The following is a 26,180-nucleotide window of genomic DNA, read 5'->3' as shown; positions in this document are numbered from 1 at the left end:
TCCGGACGTGTGCGACGCAGCACGTAGATGTGCAAAGTCGGCCTGGCGGCCCCGGTCTGCGAGGTCGCGCTCCGCGAGTCTCCCCGGAGGGGGTTCAGTGCGCAGCACTGCACACAACGCAACGGGCGAAGCAGAAGGTGAACAGTCGGCCGCGCGTCAGCGACGGCAGCGAAGCCGGAGCGAAGCGACGGCGTAGCCGCCGTAAGTTCCCGGTCGCGGGCCCCTCGAGGCGAAGCCGATGAGGGGCCCCGACCGGGAACTTGGACGCGCGAGGGCCCGCCTAGGATGACGGAGTGCAGCCGCCAACCGTCCTGGTCGTCGACTTCGGGGCGCAATACGCCCAGCTCATCGCCCGAAGAGTCCGCGAAGCCCAGGTGTACTCCGAGATCGTGCCCTCGAACACACCGGTAGCCGACATCGTGGCGCGCAAGCCCGCCGCGGTGATCCTGTCCGGTGGTCCGTCCAGCGTGTACGCGGACGGTGCTCCGGCCGTCGACGCGGAGCTGTTCCGGGCCGGTATCCCGGTTCTCGGGTTGTGTTACGGCTTCCAGGCGATGGCCAGGGCGCTGGGTGGCGAGGTCGCCCACGACGGTACCCGCGAGTACGGCCGTACCGAGCTGTCCGTGCCGTCCGAGCACACCGGTGTGCTGCACGACGGGCTGCCGGAGAAGCACCCGGTGTGGATGAGCCACGGCGACTCGGTGGTCGCGGCTCCGCCGGGGTTCACCGTCACGGCGTCGTCGGGGCGGGTCGCGGTGGCCGCGTTCGAGAATCTCGAGCTGCGGCTCGCCGGGGTGCAGTACCACCCCGAGGTGGGGCATTCGCCGCACGGCCAGGAGGTGCTGCGCCGGTTCCTGCACGAGATCGCCGGGATCGCGCCGTCCTGGACGACGGCGTCGATCATCAACGACACGGTGGACGCGATCCGCGCGCAGGTCGGCGACGGGCGGGCGATCTGCGGTCTGTCCGGTGGGGTCGACTCGGCGGTGGCCGCCGCGCTCGTGCAGCGCGCCATTGGTGACAGCCTGACCTGTGTCTTCGTCGACCACGGTCTGCTGCGGACCGGTGAGCGGGAGCAGGTCGAGCAGGACTTCGTCGCGGCGACCGGGGCGAAGCTGCACACGGTGGACGCGCGGGAGCGGTTCCTCGGCGCGCTCGCCGGTGTCACCGACCCGGAGCAGAAGCGCAAGATCATCGGCCGGGAGTTCATCCGGGTGTTCGAGGTCGCCACCACCGAGGTGGCGGCGGACGCGCACGTCGGGTTCCTCGTCCAGGGCACGCTGTACCCGGACGTCGTCGAGTCCGGCGGCGGCACCGGGACGGCGACCATCAAGAGTCACCACAACGTCGGCGGGCTGCCGGACGACCTGGAGTTCGCGCTGGTCGAGCCGCTGCGCGCGCTGTTCAAGGACGAGGTGCGCAAGGTCGGCGCCGAGCTGGGGCTGCCCGAGACGATCGTCGGTCGCCAGCCGTTCCCGGGTCCGGGTCTGGGGATCCGGATCATCGGTGAGGTCACCGAGGACCGCCTGGAGACGCTGCGCGCGGCGGACGCGATCGCCCGCGAGGAGCTGACCTCGGCCGGCTTGGACAAGGCGATCTGGCAGTGCCCGGTGGTGCTGCTCGCCGACGTCCGCAGCGTCGGGGTGCAGGGCGACGGGCGTACCTACGGCCACCCGGTGGTGCTGCGTCCGGTCAGCTCGGAGGACGCGATGACCGCCGACTGGACGCGGTTGCCATACGACGTGCTGGAGCGCATCTCCACCCGCATCACCAACGAGGTCGCCGAGGTCAACCGCGTTGTCCTCGACGTGACCAGCAAGCCGCCGGGAACGATCGAATGGGAGTGAACCGGATCGCGGACATCTATGCCCGTCCGGGGCAGGTGCTGTCCATCGAGTTCTGGCCGCCCAAGACCGAGCGCGGCGAGGAGAACCTCTTCCAGGAGATCAAGCGGCTGACCACGCTGAACCCGGCGTACTGCTCGATGACCTACGGCGCGGGCGGGTCGACGCGGGACAAGACGGTCGAGCTGGTCTGCCGGATCGAGCGCGAGTTCGGCATCGACATGATGTGCCACCTGACCGTGGTCGACCAGTCGCGCGCCGAGGTCATGGGCGTGCTGGACCGACTACGGGAGGGCGGGGTGCGCAACATCATCGCGCTCGGCGGCGACCCGGCGCCCGGCGCCGAGTGGGCGCCGCACCCGGAGGGTTACGCCTACGCCCACGAGCTGGTCACCGAGGCGATCAAGGATTTCTCGGTCGCGGTCGCCGGGTTCCCGGAGGTGCATCCGCGCGCAGAGAGCCGTGAGTCGGACCTACGGTTCCTCAAGGCGAAGGTCGACGCGGGCGCGTGCGCGGTCATCACGCAGCTGTTCTTCGACAACAACGACTTCTACCGGTTCGTGGAGGACGCGCGCCGGATCGGCATCGACGTGCCCATCGTGCCGGGCATGATGCCGATCCGGTCGGCCGCGCAGATTCAGCGCATAGCGAAGCTGTGCGGCGCCCGGATCCCGTCCGCGCTGAACGAGCAGCTCGAGTCGTTGGTCGGTGACGACGAGGCCGCGGTGCGGTTCGGCATCGACTACACGACCGAGCAGTGTCAGCAGCTGCTGGCGTTCGGCGTGCCGGGCTTCCACTTCTACGCGCTCAACAAGGCCGATGCCGTCCTGGAGATCCACCGCCGCCTGTACGGCTCGTGAGTGTTGAGTATGGCTATAGCCATACTCAACACTCACGAGGGTCTGCGGGTGCTGGCGAGCATTTCTTGGAGCGCCGCGAGGTGGGCGGGGGTCCAGTCGGCGTGGTCGGTGGATCCGCTGAGGGTGCGCCAGGCGGCGTCCGAGGCGGTGCGCTGCGCCTCGATCGCTCCGGCGACGGCGACCGCGTCGCTGCCCAGCAGCAGGCGTAGTGGCGGGTCTTTCATCTCGACGATCCGCAGCAGCACCTGCGCGACCTTGGCGGGGTCGCTCGCCGCGCCGTCGTTGATCGTCCGGATGTGCTCGGCGAAGGCGCCGACGGTCGCCCGGTACGGCTCGCTGACCGGCGGGATCGACATCGACGAGCCACCCCAGTCGGTGCGCATGCCGCCGGGTTCGAGAACGGTGACCTTGATGCCCAGCGGGGCGACCTCCAGGTTCAGCACCTCGGAGAAGCCCCCGACGGCGAACTTCGCGGCCTGGTAGGCCGACAGTCCGAGCGCGGGACCCCGGCCGCCCACCGAGGACACCTGGACGATGTGGCCCGAGCCTTGCTCGCGCAGGATCGGCAGCGCCGCCTTGGTCAGGTTGACCACGCCGAGCAGGTTGGTGTCGATCTGCTCGCGGAAGTCCTCGGCCGTGATGTCCTCGACGGAGGCCAGGTTGGCGTAGCCGGCGTTGTTGACCAGTACGTCGAGCCTGCCGAACTCGTCGACGGCGGTGCGGACCGCGTGGTCGGCGGCGGCCGTGTCGGTCACGTCCAGCGCAACAGCCCGGACCTGGTCGCCGTACGTGCGCACCAGGTCGTCGAGCTGCCCGGGGGTGCGTGCGGTGGCGACGAGCTGGTGGCCCGTCTCCAGCACCGCCTCGGCGATGGATCGGCCGAGGCCGCGTGAGCTGCCGGTGACCAGGAAGACCCTACTCATGTCCACTCCTTCATCTAAACGGTTAGTTGAAGCGAACGCTCGCAGCGCTCGTTTGTCAACTAGACGGTTAGTCAGCTAGGGTTCAGTATGCCCGGTGACGCCGAAGCCACGAAGAAACGCCTGATCGAGGCCGGTGCCCGGGAGTTCGCGGAGTACGGCATCGCCGGCGCGCGGGTCGACCGCATCGCGGACCTGGCCAAGTCCAACAAGGCGCAGATCTACCACTACTTCGGCAGCAAGGATGCGCTGTTCGACGCGGTGTTCCACGAGCTGGTGGTGGGCACGGTCCGCGAGGTCCCGATCGACGCGGGCGACCTGCCCGAGTACGCCGCGCGCCTGTTCGACGGCTACCAGGAACGGCCCGAGGTGCTGCGGATCGCCACCTGGTATCGCCTCGAACGTGCCGGCACCCAGTCCCCGCTGCGCGCCATCGTGGCGAGCAACCAGCACAAGGTGGACTCGATCGAAGCCGCGCAGCGGGCTGGCACGATCCCGTCCCGCTGGCCTGCCGCCGACTTGTTGATGCTGGTCCTGGCCATGTCGACCATGTGGAACACGCTGACCCCGGAGTTCGCCGACCTGGTCGCGGCGCGCACCCACGACGAACGCCGCACCCTGGTCGCCAACGCGGTCAAGGCACTGCTCGCCCCTGACGAAATCCCCGACTCGCGCTGACGGAAACCCCGACTCACGGGAGTGGAGGGGCGGGTGCGGCGTCGACGTGGGGTGGCGGCATGGTTGAGTGGCGCGGTGGTGAGTGATCGGCAGGATGGTGCGCCCTCGGAGCTTCCGGCGCCCGAGGCTCTGTTGGCCGCGCCGGGTTATGTGGCCCGGCGGTTGCATCAGTCGTACGTCGCGGCCTGGGTCCGCCAGGTCGATGCGACGCTGACCGGGCCGCAGTTCGCGGTGCTGACGGCGGTCGACGCCTACCCGGGCGCCGAGCAGGGTTCGCTCGCCTCCTCGGTCGCGCTGGACCGCTCGACCATGGCGAGCATCGTCCGCAGGCTCGAGGACCGCCGCCTGATCACCCGCGAGACGCCGGTCAACGACGGGCGCAAGCGCCTGCTCTACCTCACCGAGGAGGGCGAGGCGATCCTGCGCGACGCCGATCGTAAAGCCCGCGAGCTGGATTTGTTGCTGATGAAGGGCTACGGCCGCGAGCGGCAGGAGGAGCTGCTTCGCCAGCTCACCGCGCTGTCCGAGCATTGGGAGAGCCTCGTCGAGGATTGAGTCGACGTAAGTTTCTACTCGGTTACGGGTTGACGTAGCGCTTGATTTTAGGGATCGTCAGTGTTCGGATTATCTCCGACGGACGCTGATGCGACCCAGCTGAGCTGCTGTGAAGGTCAAAACCGGCGTCCTTCAGGAGGTGTCCACTATGGACCACCTGCGCCTGATCCTGAAGGAGTGGAGGCAACCGTGCCGCCCAGCCAGTCCTATGCAGTCACCATCGTCGGTGGCGGTCTCGGAGGGTTGACCACCGCGCTTGCGCTGCGCCAGCGCGGTCTGCGCACCATCGTGCTCGAACAGGCGCCGGAGCTCGGTGAGGTCGGTGCCGGCATCCAGACCGCGCCCAACGCCAGCCGCATCCTGCTCGGCCTCGGGCTTCGCCGGCAGCTGGAGGCGATCCACACCGAGCCGCAGGACCAGGTTCGCCGCCGCTGGCACGACGGCGCGATCATCGCGCAGCTGCCGCTCGGCGAACGGGTCAAGCGCAAGTACAACGCGCCCTACTGGCACTACCACCGCGCCGACCTGCACCGGGTGCTGCTCGACGCGTGCCTGGACGGCGAGGGCGTCGGACCGGTCAGCGAGGTCCACACCAGCGCCAAGGTCACCGAGATCGACCGCACCGACCCGACGAGGCCGGTCGCGGTCAGCGAGGACGGCAGGCGGTTCGACGCCGACGTGCTGATCGGCGCGGACGGCGTCCGCTCGGCGGTGCGCGACCTGATGGGGCTGCCGGACACCCTGGAGTTCTCCGGCGAGATGGCCTACCGCGCGCTCATCCCCGGCGACAAGATCGCCGCCGACCCGGCGACCCGCTTTCTGCTGGACCGCCTGCACTCGACGATCTGGTACGGCCCGGACCGCCACCTCGTGCACTACTGCATCCGGGGCGGCGAGTACCTCAACGTCGTGGCGATCGTGCCGAACACCCTGGACGTCGAGCAGACCTGGACCGGACCGGCCACGGCCGACGAGCTGGTCGAGGCGTACAGCGGCTGGGACGATCGAGTGGCCGCCATGCTGTCGAAGGCCGAGGGAGATGCGTCGAAGTGGGCGATGTTCCGGCGTCGCCGCGACCCGGTGTGGGTCGACGGCCATGTCGCGCTGCTCGGCGACGCCTGCCACGCGATGCTGCCCTACCAGGCGCAGGGCGCGTCCCAGGCGATGGAGGACGCCGCCGTGCTCGCTGAGGAGCTGGGCGGTGTGACGCGCGACGGCATCGCGGGCGCGCTGACCCGATACGTCGGGCGGCGGGCCAAACACGCCGGAATGGTGCAGGATGCTTCGCTGCGCAACAAGGACTTCTATCACCTGCCCGACGGCCCCGAGCAGGAAGAACGCGACAGAGTTCTCCGCGAGTTCAACGGTGAGTCGGACGTGTCCTACGACTGGCTCTGGAACGGCACCCCCTTGAACGACCCCGACCTCGAGTCCTTCCACTACCCATTCGGCCGTTAGCCCCACGAGGAGTCGACCATGCGAACCGGAGACCAGGTAGTGCAGGACCTTCCCTGGAAATGGGGAGTGCAAGGAAAGATCTTCATCATCGGTGGCCTCGGCTACATGTTCGACGCCTGGGACGTCGCGCTCAACGGGTTCCTGACGCCGCTGCTCGGGACCGCGTTCCAGCTGACGCCGGGAGAGCGCGGCCTGGTCGGCACGGCGAACCTGGTCGGCATGGCCGTGGGCGCGGTCGGCTGGGGCACCATCGCGGACCGGATGGGCCGCAAGCGGGCGTTCGGACTGACCCTGCTGATCTTCGCGTTGTTCTCCGCGCTGGGTGCGCTCTCGCCGAACTGGTGGATCTTCCTGGCGCTGCGGTTCATCGCGGGCGTCGGTCTCGGTGGCTGCATTCCGGTCGACTATGCGCTGGTCAGCGAGTTCTCACCACGCAAGCAGCGAGGCAAGGTGCTCGCCGCGATGGACGGCTGGTGGCCGATCGGTGCCACGCTGTGCGGTCTGTCCGCGACCCTGCTGCTGCCGCTGAACGGCAGCTGGCGCTGGATGCTGGCGATCATGATCGTGCCCGCCGTGCTGCTGTTCTGGGTCCGGCGAGGCGTCCCGGAGTCGCCGATCTTCCTGGCCCGCGCCGGGCGCGAGGCCGAGGCCCGCGTGGTGATCGATGACCTGGTCGTGCGTACCGGCGCCACGCCGGAGCCGTACGTGATCCCCGCCGTGGTGCACGACGAGCGCCGTCAGCGCGGGTTGGCCGCGGCGGCCGAGCAGCTGAAGCTCGTGTGGCGGTTCAACCCGGTGCTGACCGGAATCTCCTGGACGCTGTTCACCACCGTCATGCTCGTCTACTACGCCGCGCTGACCTGGATGCCGTCCATCCTGCGCGCCCAGGGCATGAGCGAGTACGCGGCGTTCGCCGGCACCACCGTCATGAACGCGGTCGGGTTCCTCGGTGTCGTCGTGTCGGTGCTCGTCGTGGAAGCCGTCGGCCGCAAGTGGGTGATCGGGGTGACCGCTCCGCTCGCCTCCGCGGCGCTGGTCATCTTCGCGCTGGTCCTGGACGTGCCGGCGGCCGCACTGACGATGATCGGGGTGTTCGGGTTCCTGATCCTGATGGCCATCCCGGTCATGTACGCCTACGTCTCCGAGCTGTACCCGACGGAGCTGCGGGCCAGCGGCTTCGGCTGGGCGTCCTCGGCGAGCCGCATCGTCACCGGCTTCACCCCGCTGATCTTCGGCAGCCTGCTGTGGCCGGTCCTCGGACTGCCACTGACCTTCACCGTGCTCGGCGTCGTCGTGGTCGCCGCCGTGCTGTGGATGGCGGTCGCCGCGCCGGAGACCCGGGGCCGTGAGCTGGACCGGATCACCGGCGACGAGGCGGTGGTCCCCGTTGTCCAGAGCTGACGCATGAAGCCCGCCGCATTCACCTACCACCGGCCCGGATCGGTCATCGGGGCGTTGGACCTGCTCGAAGAGCTGGGCGACGGCGCGAAGCTCATCGCGGGCGGGCAGAGCCTGGTCGCGATGATGAACTTCCGGCTGGCCAGGCCCGAGCACCTGATCGACATCCGCAAGGTGCCGGGGCTGGACCAGATCGTCCGGGACGGTGACCGGCTGCGGATCGGAGCGCTGGTCACCCACCACGCGGTCGAGACCGCCGACCTCGGGCCCGACTTCGCGGTCCTGTCCAGGACGATGCGCTGGGTGGGTCACCTGCCGATCCGCACCAGGGGCACGGTCGGCGGCAGCATCGCGCATGCCGACGCGACCGCCGAATGGTGCCTGCTCGCTGTTCTGCTGGAGGCGCTGATCGTCGTGGAGGGGCCGGCCGGTCGCCGGGAGATCCCGGCGGAGGAGTTCTTCGTCGGGGTGTTCACCACCGCGCTGGAGCCCGATGAGCTGATCGTCGAGGTGATCTTCCCCCGGCCCGCGCCGCGTGCCGCGCTGACCGAGTTCGCCGAGCGGCAGGGTGACTTCGCGATCGTCGCCGCGGCGGTCGACCTGGATGCCGACCGCGTGGTTCTCGGCGGCGTCGGTCCGACCCCGGTGGTCGCGGGGGGCGAGCTCGAGCTGCGGGATGCGCCGGGGGTGAGCGCCCATTACCGGCGCGGGTTGGTGAACACGCTGGTCGAACGAGCCCGTGAGGAGGCGGCCGCGCTGTGAGTGGACCGAAGTTCCGCAAGGACGGGGCCTGGGTGGGCGCGTCCGTGCCCCGCCGGGAGGATCCCCGGCTGCTGACCGGACGCGGGCGGTTCGTCGACGACATCGCGCTGCCCGGCATGCTGCACGCGCAGTTCGTCAGGTCGCCGCTCGCGCACGCCCGGATCACCTCGGTCGACCTGTCCGAGGTGCGCGCCGTGCCCGGGGTGGTCGCCGCGTACGCGGCGAAGGACCTGGACCTCGGCGACATCACCGCGCTGCTGGACCGTCCGGCGCACGAGTTCGTGGCCACCGACATGCCCGTTCTGGCGCACGACAAGGTCCGGTTCGTCGGCGAGCCCATCGCCATCGTCATCGCCCGCGACCCGTACGCCGTCGAGGACGGCGTGGAGGCGGCGATCGTCGAGTACGACGACCTGGACCCGATCACCTCCGACACCGAGGCCCTGGCCCCGGACGCGCCGCTGGTACACGCCAATGCGCCGGCGAACACCCTGGTGGACGTCTCGCTGTTCGCCACCGAGGGCATCGACGAGATCTTCGCCACGGCCGACCATGTGGTGCGCGTCCAGACCAAGACCGGCAGGCAGAACGCACTCCCGCTGGAGACCCGCGGCGTCGTCGCCGAATGGGACGACCGCGACGAACAGCTGCGCGTACACACCTGCACGCAGGTGCCGCACCAGGTGCGGACCGTGCTCGCCGGGTGCGTCGGGCTGTTCGAGAAGCAGGTCAGGGTCATCGTCCCGGACATGGGCGGCGGGTTCGGGCAGAAGTGCGTCGTCGGGCGCGAAGAGATCGCCGCCGCGGCCGCCGCGCTACGGCTGCGCAAGCCGGTCAAGTGGATCGAGGACCGCCGCGACGCGCTGACCGCCGCGTTCCTGGCCCGCGAGCAGCGCTACGACGCGCGTGCCGCGTTCGACGCCGAGGGAACACTGCTCGCGCTGGACGCCGACATCGTGTGCGACATGGGCGCCTACTCCTGCTACCCGTTCACCGCCGGCATCGAGCCGCTGATGGCTTCGGCGGAGTTCCCCGGCGTGTACAAACTGCCCGCGTACCGGGTGCGCGGCAGGGCGGTGACCACGAACAAGGCACCCACCGCGCCGTACCGGGGGGTCAGCAGGCCGCAGTACGTCATGGTGATGGAACGCCTGATGGAGAAGGCCGCGAAGGCCACCGGCCTCGACCCGGTGGAGATCCGCCGCCGCAACGTCATCACCGTGTTCCCGTACACCGGGATCAACAACATCACCTACGACCCCGGCTCGTACCGCGAGTCGCTGGACCTGTGCGAGCAGGTGCTGCGCGACGAGGGCTGGTACGACGTGCGCAACGACCCCGGCCGCGTCATCGGTATCGGCTACTCGTGCTTCTCCGAGCGCACCGGCTACGGCTCCGGCGCGTTCGCGCAGCGCAAGATGAACGTCGTCCCCGGCTTCGACATCTCCGAGATCCGGATGGACACCTCGGGCACCGTGGTCGTCACGTCCGGCACGATGAGCCACGGCCAGAGCCACGAGACGACGATGGCACAGATCGTCGCCGACCGGCTCGGCATCGACATCGCGCGGGTCAAGATCCTGCAGGGCGACACCGACCGGATCACCTATGGCTGGGGTTCGTTCGCCAGCCGCTCCATCACGATCGGCGGTAGCGCGGTCGGCGCGGCGTCGGGCAAGCTCGGTGAGCAGCTGCGCGAGATCGCCGCGCACCTCATGGACTCCGATGTGGACAACACCGAGCTGGACGGCGCCGGTGGCGTGCGGCTGCGCGACGAGCCGGACCGGCGGATGTCCTTCCCCGAGCTGGCCGAGGTCGCCTACCTGCGCTCACATCTGCTGCCCAAGGGCGTCGGACCGGGCCTGACCGCGACCGCGAGCTTCGACCACATGGGCGACGGCACGTTCTCCAACGCCACCCACGGCGTGGTCGTCGAGCTGGATCCCGGCACCGGCGGCGTGCGGATCCTGCGGTACGTGTGCGTCGAGGACTGCGGTGTGGCGATCCACCCGCAGATCGTCGAGGGCCAGTGCCGGGGCGGCATCGCGCAGGGCATCGCGGGCGCGCTGTTCGAGCAGGTCGTCTACGACTCCGAAGGCCAGCCGCTCGCGCCGAGCTTCATGGAGTACAAGGTGCCGACCGCCGCCGAGATCCCGGACGTGCTGATCCACCACCTGGAGACACCGTGCACGTTCACCGAGAACGGCGCGAAGGGCGCCGGTGAGGGCGGCACGATCGGCGCTCCCGCGGGCGTGCTGAACGCGGTCAACGACGCGCTGCGGCTCACCGGCGTCGAACTGGACGACACCCCGATCGCCCGCGAGTCCGTCTACCGGGCACTGGAGGTTTCAGCATGACCGACGTCCAGCTCATCGAGCTGACGGTGAACGGCGAGAAGCACGACCTGGCCATCGAGCCGCGTCGTCTGCTGGTCGACGTACTACGCCACGACCTCGGCCTGACCGGCACCCACGTCGGCTGCGAGCACGGCATCTGCGGCGCCTGCACGATCCTCGTCGACGGCGCGCCTGCTCGTGCCTGCCTGATGTTCGCCGCGCAGGCCGAGGACTGTGACATCCGCACCGTCGAGTCCCTGGCCGCGCCGGACGGCGGCCTGACCGACCTGCAGCGGTCGTTCACCGAGCACCACGGCCTGCAGTGCGGGTTCTGCACACCCGGGTTCCTGATGCTCGCCGAGGGCTACCTTGCCGAGCGGCCGGACGCGAGCAAAGAGGAGATCCGAGAGGTGGTCGCGTCGAACCTGTGCCGCTGCACCGGATACCAGACCATCGTCGAGGCCATCGACTCGTGCGCGACGGCACGGAGGAGCTCATGAGCATGCACGGAACCGAGACCGACCAGTCTTATGCGCGCGCCGGGTTCGGCGCTCGTGCGCATCGAGGTTCGCGGCCGGCGATCGTCGTGGTCGACCTGACCAACGGCTTCACCGATCCCTCGTTGCCTACCGGTGCCGACCTGTCCTCGGTGGTCGCGGCCACCGGTCAGCTCATCGGCGCGGGCCGCTCCGCCGACGTGCCGGTGCTGTTCACCACGATCGCCTACACGCCCGCGGAGCTGTCGGGTGGCGCGGTGGCCTGGCTGCGCAAGGCACCCGGCATGGCGTCGCTGCGTGAGGGCTCCTCGGCGGTGGCTCTCGATGCCCGGTTGCCGGTCGGCCCCTCGGACCACCTGATCACCAAGAAGGGCGCCTCGGCGTTCTTCGGGACCGGTCTGGGTGCGCTGCTCTCCGGACTTCGGGTCGACACGGTGCTGATCTGCGGCGCCACCACCAGTGGATGTGTGCGGGCCAGCGCGGTCGACGCCGTGCAGTCCGGTTTCGACGTGCTGGTGCCCCGTCAGTGCGTCGGTGACCGCGCCGACGGCCCGCACCAGGCGAACCTGTTCGACATCCACGCCAAGTACGGAGATGTGATCGAGTTGGACGACGCGCTGGGCTACCTGGGTTCGCTGGCGGCGGCGGTGTCGGTCTGATGGCCCGCGCGGTCTTGCAGTCGGCGCTGGCCGACCTGGCGTCGGTGCCCGCGACCAGCCAGTGGGTTCGTTCCGACGTCCGGTTGCATCTGCTCGACTACGGCGGATCCGGTGTCCCGCTGGTCGTGCTGCCCGGCATCACCAGCCCCGCCATCACCATGGACTTCGTGGCGCGTGAGCTGACCGACCTGGTCCGGCCACTCGTGCTGGACGTGCGGGGACGGGGCCTGTCGGACTCCGGCTCGTCGTACACCCTGGACGACTACGCGCACGACACCATCGCGGTGATCACCTCGCTGGGTCTGTCCCGGCCGCTGCTGCTCGGACATTCGATGGGTGCCCGGATCGCGTCCGTGGTCGCCTCGTCGGGGCTGGTGTCGCTGCGCGGGTCGGTACTGGTGGACCCACCCATGAGCGGTCCCGGACGTGGGCCGTACCCGACGACGCTGGACGCCTTCCTCGGACAGCTCGCCGAAGCCTCGCGTGGTACCGACGCTGATGAGGTGGCTCGCTCCTGGCCTCGGTGGCCGCGGCGTGAGCAGGAACTCCGGGCACGCTGGTTGTCCAGTTGTGACTCCTCGGCCATCGCCGCCACCCACCTCGGGTTCGAGACCGAGGACTTCTTCTCGTCGTGGCCGAAGGTCCCTTCCCCCACCGCGTTGCTGTACGGGGCTGACAGTCCTGTGGTCACGGCTGCCGGTGTTGCCGAGGCTCGGGCCGCGAACCCTTCGGCTTCTTTCGTGTCGATTCCTGACGCCGGGCACATGGTCTTCTGGGACAACCCGGGGCCGGCGTTGTCGCTGCTTCGTTCGGTTTTGTCGTCTCTTCTGTGAGTGCCGGGGGCTTTTACTGAGGGGGCTGCCGCCCCGAGCCGCGCCACAGGGCCCTGGGGGCCCTGTGGCGCGGCTCGGGTTGCCAACGAAGTCCCTTCTGGTCGCGTTGTGTGAGTGGTCGGTGTGGGTCTGATCGCGGTGTTCTGACTCTGACCGTTTACCGCTGATCGGGGGTTGTTGGCTGGTTGACCTGCTGATTCCCTGTTTTTGTCGGTGTTCGAACGTATGATCGATGGCATGCAGGGTGGGGTGTCGGTCGGTTCCTGGCTCGCGGGTATGCCCGCCGGGCCAGTCCTCGGTGCTGTCCTCGCCGCGCTGGACATGAGTGCTGTTTCTGACGAGTTCGTCGTCGATGTGCTGCAAGCCTGTGGGCGTCAGCGTGCGCATGTCGAAGGCCTGTACACGGCTGCGGTCACCACGGTGGTGCAACGCGCCGCAGCTGTCGGGTCGGAGCAGTACGCCTCCGATGAAGTACGGGCCGCGTTGACGTTGTCTCGCAGTCGGGCGCGGGCCGAGTGCGATTTCGCTCAGGTTCTGTGTCTGGAGCTGCCGGCGGTGCACGCGGCGATGGTGGCCGGGCTGATCGACCGGGACCGGGCGATGGTGTTCACCCACTATCTGGCTGGTTTGCCCGAAGATCTGACCGCCGCGGTGATCGTGCGAGTGTTGCCGATCGCGCCGGGGTTGACCACCGGGCAGCTGCGGGCCCGAATCCTGAAGCTGATCATCACCGTGGAGCCGGAGCGGGCCGAGGACCAGTACGAGCAAGCCTTGGCTGATCGGATGGTGGTCGGCTACCTCGATTCGGCGGGCACCGCCACGGTCACTGCCACCGGCCTGCCACCCGATGAGGCGGCGGCGGCGACCGAGCGGATCGCGAAGCTGGCGGCCGATGCGAAACGCGCGGGGCATCGCGGGCGGATCGATCAGCTACGCGCCGACATCTTCCTACGGCTGCTCGATGGGAGGTTCCATCACCTGACCCGAGCCCAGATGATCGCCGCGCTGCTGGCCGAAACCTCACCGCCAAACCCGGCCAACCCCGAACCGTCCGAACCGGCCGACACCGAACCGGCCGAGGCTGTCACTGAGGTGGTGGGGCGGGTGTCGGGGATCGAGGTGCGGGCCCGGCTCGACACCCTCGCCGGACTCAACCACCTCCCCGGGGAACTCCCGGGCTGGGGCCCGATCCTCGGGTCGGTCGCCCGACGCGCCGCCGCCCGCCAACACAGCGGCCAATGGCGATGGGTGGTCACCGACCCCGACGGCTACCTCATCGCCGAGGGCATCACCCACCGCCGACCCGCCACCAGCCCACCCAGCTACCGCGCCGAAGGTGGAATCGTGGAACTCGCTATCCCCGCCACCACACTCGCTCAACTGACGAAAGACCCACCCCGGGCCTGGGTGAAAGTCATCACCGACATCGCCACCCAATACCAGCGGGCCCGCGAACGGGACCCCGCCGACACACTCGACGCCCAGCCGGGTCGGCGACGTCCGACCAGCGCGCTGCGGCGGTACACCCAGATTCGGGATCGCACCTGCACCGCACCGGGCTGCCGCCGATCAGCGGTGCAGTCCGAACTCGACCACACCCACGACATCCAACACGGCGGACCCACCACCAGCACCAACCTGGCACCGGCCTGCGCACACGACCACGCACTCAAACACCGAGGAGGCTGGACGGTCACCCAACCCCGCCCCGGCCACTTCCGCTGGAAGAGCCCACTCGGTCGCACCTACCCGACCCGAGGAGAACCCATCACCGACCCGCCCCCGTTCTAGCGATGGGTGACCGCTTCGATGCGGTTGCCCGCGGGGTCCAGCACAAAAGCCGCGTAGTAGGAGTCGTGATACTCGCGGCGTTCGCCGACCCCCTGATCGTCGCGGCCACCGTGGGCCAGCGCGGCCGCGTGAAACTGATCCACCTCGGGGCGTGAGCGCGCGCGGAAGGCCCAGTGCCGGTCATCGGCCGCTCTCGCCGACACGGCGACGACCGACAGGTAGCAGTGCCCGTCGTCCGCCGCGGAGTTTCGGGTGCCGTAACCGGCAGCCTTGTCGGTGAGATGGACGCGGTCGTGGCCGAGGACGCCCATGACCGCGTCGTAGAACCGGACCGCGGCCTCGAGATCGTCGACGGTGATCGACACGTGATCCAACATCGGGCGAACCTCTCTGCGGGGGAGTGTCAAAAGTGAGTGCCGTGCTCCGACCACTCCACATCGGACCCGCCATCAGGAAGGCAAGTCATGCACTACGACCGCCACTGCAGCGAGATTCTCATCCAGACCGAGCTGCTCGCCACCGAGATCAAGGGCGCCGACCTGCGCGCGCCGGTGCCATCCTGCCCTGGTTGGACGCTCGGCAGGCTGCTGCGGCACATCGGCGGCGGTCACCGGTGGATCGAGGAGACCGTGCGGACCCGGGCGACCGAGTTCATCCCCGACGACCGGATCCGGCAGACCGAGGGGGACGACTCGGGCGAGGCACCCTCGGACTGGCTCGTCGACGGTGCCGCTCGCCTTGCCGAGACCCTGCGCCAGGCGGGTCCTGACGTGCGGGTCGCTATGCAACACGGCCTCGAAGCACCCACGGCCTTCTTCGCCCGTCGCTTCACCCACGAGACACTCGTGCACCGCGCCGACGCCCTGCTGGCGGCCGGGCGTGAGTTCACTGCCGGGCCCGACATCGTCCTCGACGCGGTCGACGAGTGGATGGAGCTCGACGCGCTGCCCTTCCACCTCGAGTACAAGCCGAGGAAACGTGAGCTGCTCGGACACGGCCGGAGTCTCACCTTCGAGGCCACCGACTTCGAGGCTGTCTGGTTCGTCGACCTCGGCGGCGACGTCATCACCTGGAGCCGAGGCCGCCGCGCGGCGTCGGTCGTCGTCCGGGCCTCGCTGACCGACCTGTTGCTGGCCATCTACCGGCGCAAGCCTTTCGGCGAACCCGGTATCGACGTCGAAGGTGACGTCGCGCTGCTCGACGACTGGCAGCGCGACATCGGGTTCGGCTGATCGGCTGCGCTGGGTTCGTAGCCGGCGCCACTCACGTGAGGAGTGAGCCTGCGTGGGGGACCTTGGTGGGCAGGTTCAGCGACTGCAGGATTCTGAAGGTGGTTGCCGTCGCGGCGGAGAGGACCGGCAGTCCCAGCTCGTCCTCCACCGGCTGGATGGACGGCAGCGACGGCATCTGGACGCATGCCGAGAGGACCAGCGCGTCCGCGCCGGCGAGCGACAGCTTCCGGTAGTGGTCGCGCAGGTCGGCGGGGTCCAGGCGGGCGACGGCCAGGTTGTCCGGTACCTCCAGTGACAGCGCGTCGACCACCTCGACGCCCGCGTCCTCCAGGTAGTCCACAACGGCCTGGGTCAGTGGCTTCAGGTAGGGCGTGATGATCGCTACCTTGCGGGCGCCCAGCGCCTCGATGCCGGACAGCAGTGCTCCCGCACTGGAGATGACCGGCGCGTCCGAGCCCTCGGCGCGCAGCGCGGCGCTGATCGAGTCCTCGGCGGTGCAGTGGTAGCCGGGTCCCTGCGCCATGATCGCCACCAGGCACGCGGTCGCGACGACGTCCGGCCGGGCATCGGCCAGCTCGGTCGCGGCGCGCTCGGCCTGCGCGTTCATTGCGCGCAGCTGCTCCGGGGTGACGTGCTGCATGCGGGCCCGCGCGGAGTGGAAGACGAACCGGTTGTCCCGGTCGACCTCCTCGCGGGCACGCAGCATGCGTGGCAGCTCGGTCTCCATCGTGAGGTTCGAGCTCGGCACGATCATGCCGATGTGATGGTCGGTCATCGCTTACCCGCCGGCCGCATGTCGGCCACGGTCAGCTCGCCGGCGTCGACGATCAGTTCGTCGTCGAGGTAGAGCGAGCAGCCGCGCATCGGGATGTCGAAGTGACACGGGGTGTCGTTCGGTCCGCCGAGCTCGTTGTTCGGGCCGATGGAGAACATGACGTTGCCGTAGAAGCTGCGCAGCTCCATGCCCATACCGCCGCCGAACTGAGTGAGCCCGTGCCAGTGCGCACGCTCGTCCAGGCCCCAGCCGACGTGGGACATGCCGTAGCCGCGCGGGTCGTCGAAGCTCTTGATGTAGGACGAGAGCAGCTCGGCGTCCAGCCCGCCCCGGATGTCGCGGATGAAGCCCTGCTCGATGGTGAACTCCACCGGCGCCTGGACGTAGGTGTTGAACGGCAGCAGCACGTCGCCGGGCGCGAGCACGATGGTGCCGTCCACCCCGTCGTCGGCGCCGCCGGTGAACACGAACGCCGCCGGCCAATGGTCCCAGCGCCCGGCCTGGTCGGTGTAGCCGTACTCGCTCATCGTCGGGTACACACCGAGCCTGTAGGTGACGTCGGTGCCGTGCGGGCTGGTGATCCGCATGGACTGCGACTTGGCCAGCAGCTCGGCGCCGATCTCGACGCGTTCGCGCAGCTCACGCGTCGGCATCAGCCGGGCCAGCAGCGGCGCCGGTTCGACGGCGGTCAGCACCCGCGTGCCCGCCGCCTGAATCTCGAACTGCTCCTTGCTGAACAGCAGGAACGTCAGGTCGACGAGCATCTCGGTCTGTTTGAGCGCGTCCACGGCGAGCTGGTTGCCGGCCAGCCCGGACTGGCCGACCGCCCAGGCGCCCGACGCGCTCGCCGGCGACGGAAGCCGCAGGTGGAATGTCCGCGCGCCGAGCGTTTGCGCCGCCCACATGAACGCGTCGGCGTAGTCGGCGCGTTCGTCACCCTGGGTCAGCACCGAGATGGTCTCGCCCTCGTGTACGCCACTCAGGGTCAGCTGCCGCAGGCAGATGTCGTTGAGCAGGTTGTGGTTCACTGCCATCCTCCAACCGAGATAGTCCGAACACTGACGATCCCTGTTCGAGGCGCTCAGGTCAAGGGCTAGGAGCTACCAACTGGCGCGGGTTCGGTGCCCAGGCGGCCGCCGAACTCGATACCTCTGGCCTCCTTGCCCAGCAGAACCAGGATGATGGTCACGATGAACACCGGGATGATCGTGGCGGCCAGCGCGAACGGATAACCGTGCTTGGCCGCGAGCGATTCCTGGATCGGCAGGTTCAGCGAGGCGAGCAGGTTGCCCAGCTGGTAGGTCACGCCGGGGTAGAAGCCGCGGATGGTGTCCGGCGACATCTCCGACAGGTGCGCCGGGATGACACCCCAGGCGCCCTGCACCATGACCTGCATCAGGAACGAGCCGAGGCACAGCATGCCGACGGTGTGCGAGTAGGCGAACAGTGGGACGATCGGCAGCCCGAGCACCGAGCAGAAGGCGATCGTGTAGCGCCGGCCGAACCGTGAGGACAGCGGCCCGAAGATGATGCCGCCGATCGTCGCGCCGATCGTGTAGACGACCGCGATCCAGGACGCCGTGGTGCCGGACACCGCCGCGCCGCCGTTCTCGGTCGCCTTGAGGAACGTCGGGTAGATGTCCTGCGTGCCATGGCTCATCCAGTTGAAGGCCGTCATCAGCAGGATCAGGTAGACGAACCGGCGCAGCACCGTCGCGTTCAGCAGCACGTCACGGAACGAGGACTGGGTCATGCGCATCTTCTGCTGCGTGTCCTCCCAGACCTCGGACTCCTTGACCCTGGTCCGGATCAGCAGGCTGATCAGCGCGGGGAAGATGCTCAGCGCGAACAGCCAGCGCCAGGACAGCCCGGCCGCGTTGACCACCAGCAGGTTCGCCAGTGCCGCGAGCAGGTAACCCATCGAATAGCCCTGCTGCAGGACGCCGGAGAAGAAACCACGCCGCTTCGCCGGAATCTTCTCCATGGCCAGCGCCGCGCCGAGACCCCATTCGCCGCCCATGCCGATGCCGTAGAGCATGCGCAGGATCACCAGAACGGTGAAGTTCGGGGCGAAAGCACACAGGAAGCCGACCAGTGAATAGAAGACGACGTCCACGAGCAGCGGAATTCGCCGCCCTTTCCGGTCCGCCCAGAGCCCGAAGATGATCGCGCCGACCGGGCGCATGACAAGCGTGGCGGTGGTCAGGAACGCGACTTCGCTCAGTGAGACGTGGAAGTCCTTCGCAATCGAGGCGTAGACGAACACCACGATGAAATAGTCGAAAGCATCCATCATCCAGCCGAGTAGCGCGGCGGTGAACGAGTTGCGCTGATCTGGCGTGAGTCGCTCGCGCGCCTCGCTGCTGGCCTGGGTCATGCGGTAGTCCCCTCAGACTCCGGTTGGCCGTGACGGTCGGACGCTACGCCTGCCGATCGCACCTCGCCGGTTAACTGAGACGCTTATCAGAAAATGCGAAAGGCCCGGCACCGAGGTATTCGGTGCCGGGCCTTTCGATGGATCATGGGTTACCGGTGATGGCTCCCCACGCCTTGGCGGCGGATTCGGTCGACTCCGCCCCTAGCGCAGAACCAGCCGACAACCAGTGCGATGGCGATCAGCGGGATACAGCCGACGACGATCTTGCCGGTGTGCCCGTTGAACCAGGTCATCGCAAGCACGAACACCAGGAACACTAGCGTGACGTAGTTGGTGTACGGGGCGCCGGGCAGTCGGAAGGCAGGCCGTTCGACCAGTCCGGCGTTGGCGGCCCGGAGCATGGCGAGGTGCGCAACCATGATCATTGACCACATTCCGATGATGCCCACAGCGGACAGCTCGGTCGTCACCTCGAAGGCGTCGTGCGGCAGGATCAGGTTGAGGAACACACCGATCAGGTAGATGACACCGGTGAGCAGCACACCCGCGTAGGGCACACCGCTCTTGCTCATCTTGGACAGGAACATCGGTGCTGAACCGTTGAACGCCAGAGACCGCAGGACCCGGCCGGTCGTGTACAGGCCGGAGTTCACACTGGACAGGGCTGCGGTCAGGATGACGATGTTCATGATGCCGGCCGAGCCGGGAATGCCGATCTTGTCCAGTGCGGTGACGAACGGGCTGACACCGGACTGGTAGACCGACGAGGGCAGCAGCATGGTCAGCAGCAGCACGGAGCCCACGTAGAAGATGGCGATCCGCCACCCGACCGAGTTGACCGCCTTGGGGATCACCTTGCGTGGGTTGTTCGTCTCACCAGCGGCGACGCCCACCATCTCGACACCTGCGTAGGCGAACACGACACCCTGCAGGATCATCAGGACGGCGAGGAAGCCGAACGGGAAGAATCCGCCGTTGTCGAAGATGATCTGCGGGCCGGTCGAGTGACCGTCGACCGGGGTACGGATGACCAGTACGACGATGGCGATCACCATGAAGGCGATCAGCGTGACCACCTTGATGATGGCGAACCAGAACTCCAGCTCGCCGAAGATTTTCACTGACACCAGGTTGACCGCGAGCACGACGGCCAGCGCGATCAGGGCCGGAATCCACTGCTGGATGTCCGGGAAGAAGAACTTCACGTACACGGCGGCGGCCGTGACGTCACCCATGCCGCTACAGGCCCAGTTCAGGAAGTACATCCAGCCCGCGAAGTACGCCGACTTCTCGCCGATGAACTCGCGCGAGTAGGAGACGAACGAACCGGATGTCGGGCGGTGCATCACCATCTCGCCCATCGCCCTGACCACCAGGAACGCGAAGACACCCGCGACGGCGTAGACGATCATCAGTGCGGGACCGGCTGAGTGCAACCGCCCACCGGCACCGAGGAACAGGCCGCTGCCGATGGCGCCGCCGATGGCGATCATCTGGACCTGGCGGTTACCGAGGGCCTTCTGGTAACCCTGGTCCTCGAAGACTGATAAATCGGTTCGAGATTCGTAGTTCGCGGAGTCTTCGGCCTTGGTATTAGATGACACGGGCTGGCCCCCTTGCGCGTGGTGCCCAGTGAGATGACGAACTAGCCGCTTCGACCGGAAGTTCTGATGGGCGCAGAGTCTAAGCACGTCGCCGAGGGGGCGCCAGGCGACTTGATGGAGACTTGAGAAAATGAAACAGCGTTGTCACGGCACGTCAACATGTGTCGCGACACAGCAAAACCGGCGTTCGGCATGATCCGAACGCCGGTTCGCTGTCGCTGTGCTTAAAGGCCGAGCAGGCCGCCGCCCGAGTCGGACTGCTGGCGCCTCGGCGCGGGCTTGGCCGCGTGCGTCGGCTCGGATTGCGGGGCATTGTTCCTGCTGAACATCACCGAGCCGTACTGCGGAACGGAACCCGAGTCGCCCTTGGCGACCGAGGCGACCTTTTCCTTGCAGTCGCCGGTCTTGTAAAAGCCGACCGGCTTGTCGGTGTCATTCGCGATCTCGCCCTTGCCGGCCAATACGACGCAGTAATCGTCCGGGGGATTGGCGCTGGTCTTGCTGACACCGGCGGCGTCGGTGTAAGTGAATGTACCTTCCGCCGCGGCGGCCATCGGAGCATTCGGCCAGAGGAGCACGATGGCTCCCGCGGCTGCCGTTGCACAGATGAGAGACCCGAATCGTGCGTGACCACGCATGTCCTTACCCCATCCTTATCGTATTCAGTGGGCCCCGACGGCATCTAACCGCTGGAACTATACAAGGCCCGATCAGGCCTCCAGCCGTCGGAACACCGCCGGAACGCCGCTGGGTACGAGTGGAGCGGTGTGTGGTCACCCGCGCCGGGCTGGCCATGATCGAGTGGTCAGGGGCATACTGCTCGGCGGTCCGGCTCGTGAGATGAAAGTGGCCGGAGCCGGTCGTCCCCGAGACGACCGACCCCGGCCCGCGACCGCCCGTCCGCTCCCCAGCGACAAGCGGTAAGCCTGTGTCAGACCATGCTGCTCACTGAACAGGGTATTCCTCTCTGCGCCAATTGGTGCTCTCCGTGGTTAAGTTCACGCTAATGGTGGTATGCACTCGGCGTTTCCGGGTGAGTTTTCGAACTGAAACAACACGCTGTGTGTGTACGAGGCAACTGTCCGCGTACGAATGCGGCAGCGGCGTGAGAAACCGAGAGTCGTCATTCCGAGTTGTCGAGCCTGCGGGCGGTGGCCAGCCAGGCCGTCATGTCGACCAGGCCCTCGGCGGGAAGGCCGAGCTGCGCCCTGTCCTCGGGGCTGCCGTCGGCGCGGTAGATGTCCGGCTCCAGCTGGTCCAGGGCCCAGAGGGGCTCGGTGAAGGCCGCCCGGATGGCCGCGTCGCTGATCCGGGGTCCGAAGCCGGGGGTCCGGTCGGACAGCGCCAGGACGTGCACCCGCGCACCCGGTGCGCACACCCCGTGCAGCGTGCGCGCATAGCGCTGTTGTTCCTCGGTCGCGAATACGTGAAAGAGTGCACTGTCTATGACAGTGTCGAAACCTGACAAACCGATGAGGGAAAGTGCGTCGGCCGTCTCGAATCGGGCCGGAACGCCCTGGGTCGTTGCATTCTCCCTGGCGACTTCGAGCGCGGTCGGCGCGAAATCGACACCCAGCACGTCGTAGCCGAGCCTGGTCAGGTGGATCGTGTGTTCGCCCGCCCCGCAGCCGATGTCCAGGACCCGGCCGGTGATGAGTCCGGCGCGTTCGAGCTCCAGGACGGCCGGCTGCGGCTCACCGATGACCCAGGGGGCCGAGCGCCGCTGGTAGGCGTTGTCGAAGGTCGGAAGGCGTGATGCGTTGTCCATGCGCACAGCGTCGTACATCAACCAACGTTGAGGTCAAGCGTCGTCCTGCCCGATCCGGCCTACCGCATTAGCCTGCACCAATGGCTATCCGCGACCTCGCCGGCACCGGCGCCCTCCAGGACGCTCTCGTGACGACCAACGCGCGCCTCGCCGACGTGCTCAGCGAGCTGAAGAAGACGAACGGCGAGGCGCTGGGCTCGATGAACGACCATCTCCTCGCGGTGCTGCGCCAGCTGGAGGAGACCAACGGTCAGCGGCTCGAAGCGGTCGCGCAGGAGCTTCGCACCCTGAACGGCAAGCTCGACCGGCTCGTCGTCGCGCTGGAGAAGGACTGACTCAGCCCGGCGTCGGGTGACCGGGCGAGGGAACCTCGCGGTCCCCGGCAGCGGCGAACTCCTCGACCAGCGTCTTGCAGAAGTCCGGCAGGTCGTCGGGGTTGCGGCTGGTGATCAGGCCCTGGTCCACGACGACCTTCTCGTCCACCCACTCGGCGCCCGCGTTGCGCAGGTCCGTCCGCAGGCTCGGCCAGGAGGTCAGCCGTCGGCCGGCGAGCACGCCCGCCTCGACGAGTGTCCACGGCGCGTGGCAGATCGCCGCCACCGGCTTGCTCTGGATGAAGAAGGCCCTGGTGAACGCCACGGCGTCGGAGTCGGTGCGCAGGAAGTCGGGGTTCGCAACACCGCCGGGCAGGACGAGCGCGTCGTAGTCCTCGACGCTCACGTCGCCGACCACGTGGTCGACGGTGAACGTGTCGGCCTTGTCCAGATGGTTGAAGGCCTGAACCTCTCCGGAGCTGGTGGAGATCAGCTCGGGTGTGCCGCCCGCCTCCTCGACGGCCTTCCACGGCTCGGTCAGCTCGACCTGTTCGATGCCTTCCGGCGCGACGAGGAAGGCGACCTTGCGTGAGTTCAGCGTCTGTGCCATGTGGTTCGACTACCCGCACGCTCCGGCGACAAACTCGGGACGCTGCAGCACAGCTCCGTCTTCGTCCGCTGGGACCGATGAGTACGCAGCCGCGACATCCGCAGGAACCGACGCAGCCGGGCCGCGGACCGGGGCGCCTGCCTCGGCGCGCACTTCAGCGACAGCTCGACCACCTGGTCGCCGTTCGGGAATCGCCAGTCCTCCACGGTGAGCTTCGGCAGGCCGGCCGCCGCGCCGCACACCCGCAGCACGGAGGCGGAGCCGTGCGGGCTGAGCTGTTCGAACGCGGTGGCGTCGGGGGTGAGGTGGGTCAGGAACAGTCGTTGCTCGGCGGACAACGTGTCCAGCCGTCCCGTGCCGTCGGCGAAGGAGCCGAGCTTCAGCGGTCGTCTGACCGCCGCGCACCACTGGGTCCGGTGCGGCAGCGCGTCCAGCTCGAGGGCCAGGTGCGGGAGCCGGCTGACCGGGAGGGCACAGGGATCGGCACGGCGCAGCTTCGTGACCAGCTCGGCCTTCCGGTGCTGGGTGAGCCGTACCCGGATGATGATGCCCAGGTCACGCAGCGTGCCGTCGGGGTTGTCCAGGTAGTAGACCCAGCGTCGGCGTACGGAACGGGGCCGCACCCCCAGCGCCGACATGACGTCGGCGGAGTCGGCGTCCAGCAGGACCTTGAGCTCGACGCGGTCCACCGGCCCGAGGCGTTCGATCGCGCCCGGCAACCCGGTCCATGGTTCCTGCTCCACGCCGACGCCTACCCAGCCCGCCGCCCGTTGAACCTGCCCTGAGCTGCCGCTGAAACTCGGAGGCGCGCCCGGACGGCTGTCGCTAGCATCGCGCGCCATGGTCAACCCACGCCGAGGATCGGTGCTCACCGCGAGGGCGGATGACTTCCCTCGCTGGTATCAGGACGTGTTGGAGAAGGCTCAGCTCGCCGACAACGGCCCGGTGCGCGGCACCATGGTGGTACGACCGTATGGCTACTCACTGTGGGAGCGCGTCCAGTCGGAGATCGACACGAGGATCAAGCGTGCCGGCGCGGAGAACGTCTATCTGCCGCTGCTGATCCCGGAGGACTACCTCAAGCGCGAGGCCGAGCACGTCGAAGGGTTCAGCCCGGAGCTGGCCGTCGTCACCCACGCCGGTGGCAAGGAACTCACCGAACCGCTTGTCATCCGGCCCACCAGTGAGACCGTGTTCGGTGAGCTGATGGCCAAGTGGGTGCAGAGCCACCGGGACCTGCCGTTGCTGCTCAACCAGTGGGCCAACGTCGTGCGCTGGGAGCTGCGACCCCGGCTGTTCCTGCGCACGAGCGAGTTCCTGTGGCAGGAAGGGCACACCGCGCACGCCACGCGGGAGGACGCGAACGCCTACGCGCGACGCATCCATCTGGACGTCTACCGGGACTTCCTGCGGTCCGTGCTGGCCATGCCGGTGCTGGTCGGTGTGAAGACCGCCCGGGAACGGTTCGCGGGCGCGATCAACACGATGACCTGCGAAGCCATGATGGGCGACGGCAAGGCACTGCAGATGGCGACCAGCCACGAGCTCGGCCAGAACTTCGCGCGTGCGTTCGACATGACGTTCAGCGACGCCGACGGCCGGCGTCAGCTGTGCTGGACCACGTCGTGGGGCAGCAGTACCCGGATCGTCGGCGGGCTCATCATGGGCCACGGTGACGACAACGGTCTCGTCGTTCCGCCCCGGCTGGCGCCGACCCAGGTGGTCGTGATCGCGGTCAAGGACGACGAGGCGGTGCTCGCCGCCGCCCGCGACCAGTTCGACAGGCTGGACCGGGCAGGCGTGCGAGTGCGCCTCGACGAGGCCGTGGGCAGGGGGTTCGGTCGCCGGGTGACGGACTGGGAGCTCAAGGGCGTTCCGCTGCGGATCGAGATCGGCCCCCGGGACGTCGAGGCCGGCCGGTTCACCCTGGTCCGGCGCGACACCGGGGAGCGCCTCGTGACCGAGGCGCCGGCTCAGGTCGTGCCCTCGCTCCTGGAGACGATGCAGGACGAGGTGCTGGCCGCGGCCGAGGCACGGCTGGCGGACAGAACCGTCCAGGCCGGGTCCATCGAGGAGGCCCGCGAAGCCGCGCGCACCGGTTTCGCCCGAATCCCCTGGCGGGTGCTGGGGGTGGAGGGCGAACAAGCACTGGCGACCGACGCGATCACGGTTCGCTGCCTGCAGACCGCCGACGGCGCGATCCCCGAGGACACCTCGGCCGACGACGTCATGGCGGTGGTCGGCCGCAGCTACTGACGGCGGACGACCAGCACGTGGTCCGTCACCAGCGCCGTCTCGCCGTCCGGGCCGGTGGCCTCGCGCTCGGGGGCGTCGGCCCGCTCGACGGACCACTGTGCCGGGTCGAGGTCCAGCTCGGCCGCCACCTCGCGCGGGGTGGCGTGGTGGGTGTGCTCGTGACGGTTCCACGACCACGGGGCGGTCGATCCGTGGTCGACGACCAGGAGCAGGCCGCCCGGGGCCAGTGCCTGCGCCGCGGTGCGTAGTACCTCGGCTCTGGGCAGCGTGAACGGGGTGTGGAAGTACTGGGCGGACACCAGGTCGAAGGTCCCGGCCGGGAAGGAGCGGGCGAGGTCGTGGGCCTCGGTGGTCACCAGGTCGCCGAGGCCCTCCTCGACCGCCCGCGCGCGCACCCGCTCGACGGCGGTCGTCGAGATGTCGACCGCCGTGACCCGCCAGCCCTGACGGGCGAGCCACAGTGCGTCCCCGCCACCGCCGCAGCCGAGATCGAGGGCGTCCTTCGGGGCGAGCGGTCCGGCGACCTCGACGAGCAGCGGATTGGCGCGGCCGCCCCAGGTCTTCTGGTTGGTGCCGTAGTGCTGGTTCCAGAACTGCGCGGGGTCGGTGTTCGTGTCGGGCATGCTGTGCATCCGGTGGCCTTCCTGAGGGGT

At 68.5% G+C, this 26,180-nt stretch carries 26 protein-coding genes; 15 read left to right on the top strand and 11 right to left on the bottom strand.

Features of this window, described 5'->3' with window-relative positions; all coding sequences use genetic code 11:
- Positions 1-293 precede the first annotated feature (293 nt).
- Together guaA and metF are read left to right on the top strand one after the other, a co-directional pair.
- Entirely contained in the window at positions 294-1,847 is a 1,554-nt protein-coding gene (guaA, locus tag G406_RS0111480; RefSeq protein ID WP_028933951.1) for a glutamine-hydrolyzing GMP synthase, read from the top strand.
- Positions 1,838-2,704, top strand: coding sequence for a methylenetetrahydrofolate reductase [NAD(P)H] (gene metF, locus G406_RS46220; RefSeq protein WP_051341952.1), 867 nt, complete (start codon positions 1,838-1,840; stop codon positions 2,702-2,704). The genes guaA and metF overlap by 10 nt, the downstream gene beginning before the upstream one ends.
- 32 nt (positions 2,705-2,736) lie before the next feature.
- On the opposite strand, the gene G406_RS46215 is transcribed toward metF, so the two are convergent.
- Entirely contained in the window at positions 2,737-3,627 is an 891-nt protein-coding gene (locus G406_RS46215; protein WP_037076116.1) for an SDR family NAD(P)-dependent oxidoreductase, read from the bottom strand.
- Between the two features lie 87 nt (positions 3,628-3,714).
- On the opposite strand from G406_RS46215, the gene G406_RS0111465 reads away from it, so the two are divergent.
- From G406_RS0111465 to G406_RS0111420, 10 genes are all read left to right on the top strand, one after another.
- Positions 3,715-4,302, top strand: a complete 588-nt coding sequence (locus G406_RS0111465; protein WP_028933950.1) for a TetR/AcrR family transcriptional regulator — start codon at positions 3,715-3,717, stop codon at positions 4,300-4,302.
- A gap of 33 nt (positions 4,303-4,335) precedes the next feature.
- Positions 4,336-4,857 (top strand): MarR family winged helix-turn-helix transcriptional regulator, encoded by a 522-nt coding sequence (locus G406_RS0111460; protein ID WP_245607088.1) that lies wholly within the window; start codon positions 4,336-4,338, stop codon positions 4,855-4,857.
- A gap of 189 nt (positions 4,858-5,046) precedes the next feature.
- Complete coding sequence (locus tag G406_RS0111455; RefSeq protein WP_028933948.1) at positions 5,047-6,315, top strand: FAD-dependent monooxygenase; 1,269 nt, start codon at positions 5,047-5,049, stop codon at positions 6,313-6,315.
- 18 nt (positions 6,316-6,333) lie between these two features.
- On the top strand, positions 6,334-7,716 hold the full coding sequence (locus G406_RS0111450; protein ID WP_028933947.1) for an MFS transporter: 1,383 nt from the start codon (positions 6,334-6,336) through the stop codon (positions 7,714-7,716).
- A 3-nt stretch (positions 7,717-7,719) separates the two neighbouring features.
- Positions 7,720-8,475, top strand: coding sequence for an FAD binding domain-containing protein (locus G406_RS0111445; RefSeq protein WP_028933946.1), 756 nt, complete (start codon positions 7,720-7,722; stop codon positions 8,473-8,475).
- Complete coding sequence (locus tag G406_RS0111440; RefSeq protein WP_028933945.1) at positions 8,472-10,832, top strand: xanthine dehydrogenase family protein molybdopterin-binding subunit; 2,361 nt, start codon at positions 8,472-8,474, stop codon at positions 10,830-10,832. Before G406_RS0111445 ends, G406_RS0111440 begins: the two co-directional genes overlap by 4 nt.
- On the top strand, positions 10,829-11,311 hold the full coding sequence (locus G406_RS0111435; protein WP_028933944.1) for a (2Fe-2S)-binding protein: 483 nt from the start codon (positions 10,829-10,831) through the stop codon (positions 11,309-11,311). The genes G406_RS0111440 and G406_RS0111435 overlap by 4 nt, the downstream gene beginning before the upstream one ends.
- A complete protein-coding gene (locus tag G406_RS0111430; protein WP_028933943.1) occupies positions 11,308-11,967 on the top strand; it encodes an isochorismatase family protein in 660 nt (219 codons plus the stop codon). Before G406_RS0111435 ends, G406_RS0111430 begins: the two co-directional genes overlap by 4 nt.
- On the top strand, positions 11,967-12,800 hold the full coding sequence (locus G406_RS0111425) for an alpha/beta fold hydrolase (protein ID WP_037076114.1): 834 nt from the start codon (positions 11,967-11,969) through the stop codon (positions 12,798-12,800). The genes G406_RS0111430 and G406_RS0111425 overlap by 1 nt, the downstream gene beginning before the upstream one ends.
- A gap of 237 nt (positions 12,801-13,037) precedes the next feature.
- Positions 13,038-14,591, top strand: a complete 1,554-nt coding sequence (locus tag G406_RS0111420) for an HNH endonuclease signature motif containing protein (RefSeq protein WP_169736676.1) — start codon at positions 13,038-13,040, stop codon at positions 14,589-14,591.
- On the opposite strand, the gene G406_RS0111415 is transcribed toward G406_RS0111420, so the two are convergent.
- The gene (locus tag G406_RS0111415) at positions 14,588-14,968 is read right to left on the bottom strand and encodes a VOC family protein (RefSeq protein WP_037076103.1); all 381 of its coding nucleotides are present in this window, start codon (positions 14,966-14,968) and stop codon (positions 14,588-14,590) included. The genes G406_RS0111420 and G406_RS0111415 overlap by 4 nt on opposite strands.
- Positions 14,969-15,055: 87 nt before the next feature.
- On the opposite strand from G406_RS0111415, the gene G406_RS0111410 reads away from it, so the two are divergent.
- Positions 15,056-15,823: a maleylpyruvate isomerase family mycothiol-dependent enzyme gene (locus tag G406_RS0111410; protein WP_028933939.1), complete on the top strand. Its 768-nt coding sequence runs from the start codon at positions 15,056-15,058 to the stop codon at positions 15,821-15,823.
- 31 nt (positions 15,824-15,854) lie between these two features.
- Here G406_RS0111410 and G406_RS0111405 read toward each other — a convergent pair whose 3' ends face one another.
- From G406_RS0111405 to G406_RS0111380, 6 genes are all read right to left on the bottom strand, one after another.
- Positions 15,855-16,598, bottom strand: a complete 744-nt coding sequence (locus tag G406_RS0111405) for a maleate cis-trans isomerase family protein (protein ID WP_028933938.1) — start codon at positions 16,596-16,598, stop codon at positions 15,855-15,857.
- A complete protein-coding gene (locus G406_RS0111400) occupies positions 16,595-17,626 on the bottom strand; it encodes a 2,5-dihydroxypyridine 5,6-dioxygenase NicX family protein (RefSeq protein WP_028933937.1) in 1,032 nt (343 codons plus the stop codon). The genes G406_RS0111405 and G406_RS0111400 overlap by 4 nt, the downstream gene beginning before the upstream one ends.
- Before the next feature lie 65 nt (positions 17,627-17,691).
- Positions 17,692-18,975, bottom strand: a complete 1,284-nt coding sequence (locus tag G406_RS0111395; RefSeq protein WP_028933936.1) for an MFS transporter — start codon at positions 18,973-18,975, stop codon at positions 17,692-17,694.
- A gap of 149 nt (positions 18,976-19,124) precedes the next feature.
- Positions 19,125-20,468, bottom strand: a complete 1,344-nt coding sequence (locus G406_RS46210; protein ID WP_037076100.1) for an amino acid permease — start codon at positions 20,466-20,468, stop codon at positions 19,125-19,127.
- A 335-nt stretch (positions 20,469-20,803) separates the two neighbouring features.
- Complete coding sequence (locus tag G406_RS0111385; protein ID WP_028933935.1) at positions 20,804-21,133, bottom strand: hypothetical protein; 330 nt, start codon at positions 21,131-21,133, stop codon at positions 20,804-20,806.
- A 569-nt stretch (positions 21,134-21,702) separates the two neighbouring features.
- On the bottom strand, positions 21,703-22,365 hold the full coding sequence (locus tag G406_RS0111380) for a class I SAM-dependent methyltransferase (protein ID WP_245607085.1): 663 nt from the start codon (positions 22,363-22,365) through the stop codon (positions 21,703-21,705).
- Between the two features lie 62 nt (positions 22,366-22,427).
- Between G406_RS0111380 and G406_RS0111375 the strand changes: the two genes are divergently transcribed.
- Positions 22,428-22,682: a hypothetical protein gene (locus G406_RS0111375; protein ID WP_028933933.1), complete on the top strand. Its 255-nt coding sequence runs from the start codon at positions 22,428-22,430 to the stop codon at positions 22,680-22,682.
- Between the two features lies 1 nt (position 22,683).
- Here G406_RS0111375 and G406_RS46205 read toward each other — a convergent pair whose 3' ends face one another.
- Together G406_RS46205 and G406_RS0111365 are read right to left on the bottom strand one after the other, a co-directional pair.
- Complete coding sequence (locus G406_RS46205; protein ID WP_051341951.1) at positions 22,684-23,271, bottom strand: type 1 glutamine amidotransferase domain-containing protein; 588 nt, start codon at positions 23,269-23,271, stop codon at positions 22,684-22,686.
- Positions 23,256-24,014, bottom strand: a complete 759-nt coding sequence (locus tag G406_RS0111365) for a hypothetical protein (protein ID WP_028933932.1) — start codon at positions 24,012-24,014, stop codon at positions 23,256-23,258. The genes G406_RS46205 and G406_RS0111365 overlap by 16 nt, the downstream gene beginning before the upstream one ends.
- A 97-nt stretch (positions 24,015-24,111) precedes the next feature.
- On the opposite strand from G406_RS0111365, the gene proS reads away from it, so the two are divergent.
- Entirely contained in the window at positions 24,112-25,527 is a 1,416-nt protein-coding gene (gene proS / locus G406_RS0111360; RefSeq protein WP_037076096.1) for a proline--tRNA ligase, read from the top strand.
- Here the strand turns inward: proS and G406_RS0111355 are convergent.
- On the bottom strand, positions 25,521-26,150 hold the full coding sequence (locus G406_RS0111355) for an SAM-dependent methyltransferase (RefSeq protein ID WP_084215997.1): 630 nt from the start codon (positions 26,148-26,150) through the stop codon (positions 25,521-25,523). The two genes, proS and G406_RS0111355, sit on opposite strands and share 7 nt — an antisense overlap.
- Between the last annotated feature and the right edge of the window lie 30 nt (positions 26,151-26,180).

This window comes from Actinospineispora spinosispora DSM 44797, from assembly GCF_000429025.1.
GTDB lineage: Bacteria > Actinomycetota > Actinomycetes > Mycobacteriales > Pseudonocardiaceae > Pseudonocardia > Pseudonocardia spinosispora.
This window is presented reverse-complemented; position numbering and strand designations above follow the sequence as displayed.

Bases quoted from the DNA above. Each gene is read 5' to 3' on its own strand.
- G406_RS0111445 (WP_028933946.1), top strand. From the start codon at position 7,720: ATGAAGCCCGCCGCATTCACCTACCACCGGCCCGGATCGGTCATCGGG.
- G406_RS0111465 (WP_028933950.1), top strand. From the start codon at position 3,715: ATGCCCGGTGACGCCGAAGCCACGAAGAAACGCCTGATCGAGGCCGGT.
- G406_RS0111375 (WP_028933933.1), top strand. From the start codon at position 22,428: ATGGCTATCCGCGACCTCGCCGGCACCGGCGCCCTCCAGGACGCTCTC.
- G406_RS0111395 (WP_028933936.1), bottom strand. From the start codon at position 18,975: ATGACCCAGGCCAGCAGCGAGGCGCGCGAGCGACTCACGCCAGATCAG.
- G406_RS0111435 (WP_028933944.1), top strand. From the start codon at position 10,829: ATGACCGACGTCCAGCTCATCGAGCTGACGGTGAACGGCGAGAAGCAC.
- G406_RS0111420 (WP_169736676.1), top strand. From the start codon at position 13,038: ATGCAGGGTGGGGTGTCGGTCGGTTCCTGGCTCGCGGGTATGCCCGCC.
- G406_RS0111425 (WP_037076114.1), top strand. From the start codon at position 11,967: ATGGCCCGCGCGGTCTTGCAGTCGGCGCTGGCCGACCTGGCGTCGGTG.
- metF (WP_051341952.1), top strand. From the start codon at position 1,838: ATGGGAGTGAACCGGATCGCGGACATCTATGCCCGTCCGGGGCAGGTG.
- G406_RS0111385 (WP_028933935.1), bottom strand. From the start codon at position 21,133: ATGGCCGCCGCGGCGGAAGGTACATTCACTTACACCGACGCCGCCGGT.
- G406_RS46210 (WP_037076100.1), bottom strand. From the start codon at position 20,468: ATGATCGCCATCGGCGGCGCCATCGGCAGCGGCCTGTTCCTCGGTGCC.
- G406_RS46205 (WP_051341951.1), bottom strand. From the start codon at position 23,271: ATGGCACAGACGCTGAACTCACGCAAGGTCGCCTTCCTCGTCGCGCCG.
- G406_RS0111415 (WP_037076103.1), bottom strand. From the start codon at position 14,968: ATGTTGGATCACGTGTCGATCACCGTCGACGATCTCGAGGCCGCGGTC.
- G406_RS0111430 (WP_028933943.1), top strand. From the start codon at position 11,308: ATGAGCATGCACGGAACCGAGACCGACCAGTCTTATGCGCGCGCCGGG.
- G406_RS0111410 (WP_028933939.1), top strand. From the start codon at position 15,056: ATGCACTACGACCGCCACTGCAGCGAGATTCTCATCCAGACCGAGCTG.
- proS (WP_037076096.1), top strand. From the start codon at position 24,112: ATGGTCAACCCACGCCGAGGATCGGTGCTCACCGCGAGGGCGGATGAC.
- G406_RS0111405 (WP_028933938.1), bottom strand. From the start codon at position 16,598: ATGACCGACCATCACATCGGCATGATCGTGCCGAGCTCGAACCTCACG.
- G406_RS46215 (WP_037076116.1), bottom strand. From the start codon at position 3,627: ATGAGTAGGGTCTTCCTGGTCACCGGCAGCTCACGCGGCCTCGGCCGA.
- G406_RS0111450 (WP_028933947.1), top strand. From the start codon at position 6,334: ATGCGAACCGGAGACCAGGTAGTGCAGGACCTTCCCTGGAAATGGGGA.
- G406_RS0111380 (WP_245607085.1), bottom strand. From the start codon at position 22,365: ATGTACGACGCTGTGCGCATGGACAACGCATCACGCCTTCCGACCTTC.
- G406_RS0111355 (WP_084215997.1), bottom strand. From the start codon at position 26,150: ATGCCCGACACGAACACCGACCCCGCGCAGTTCTGGAACCAGCACTAC.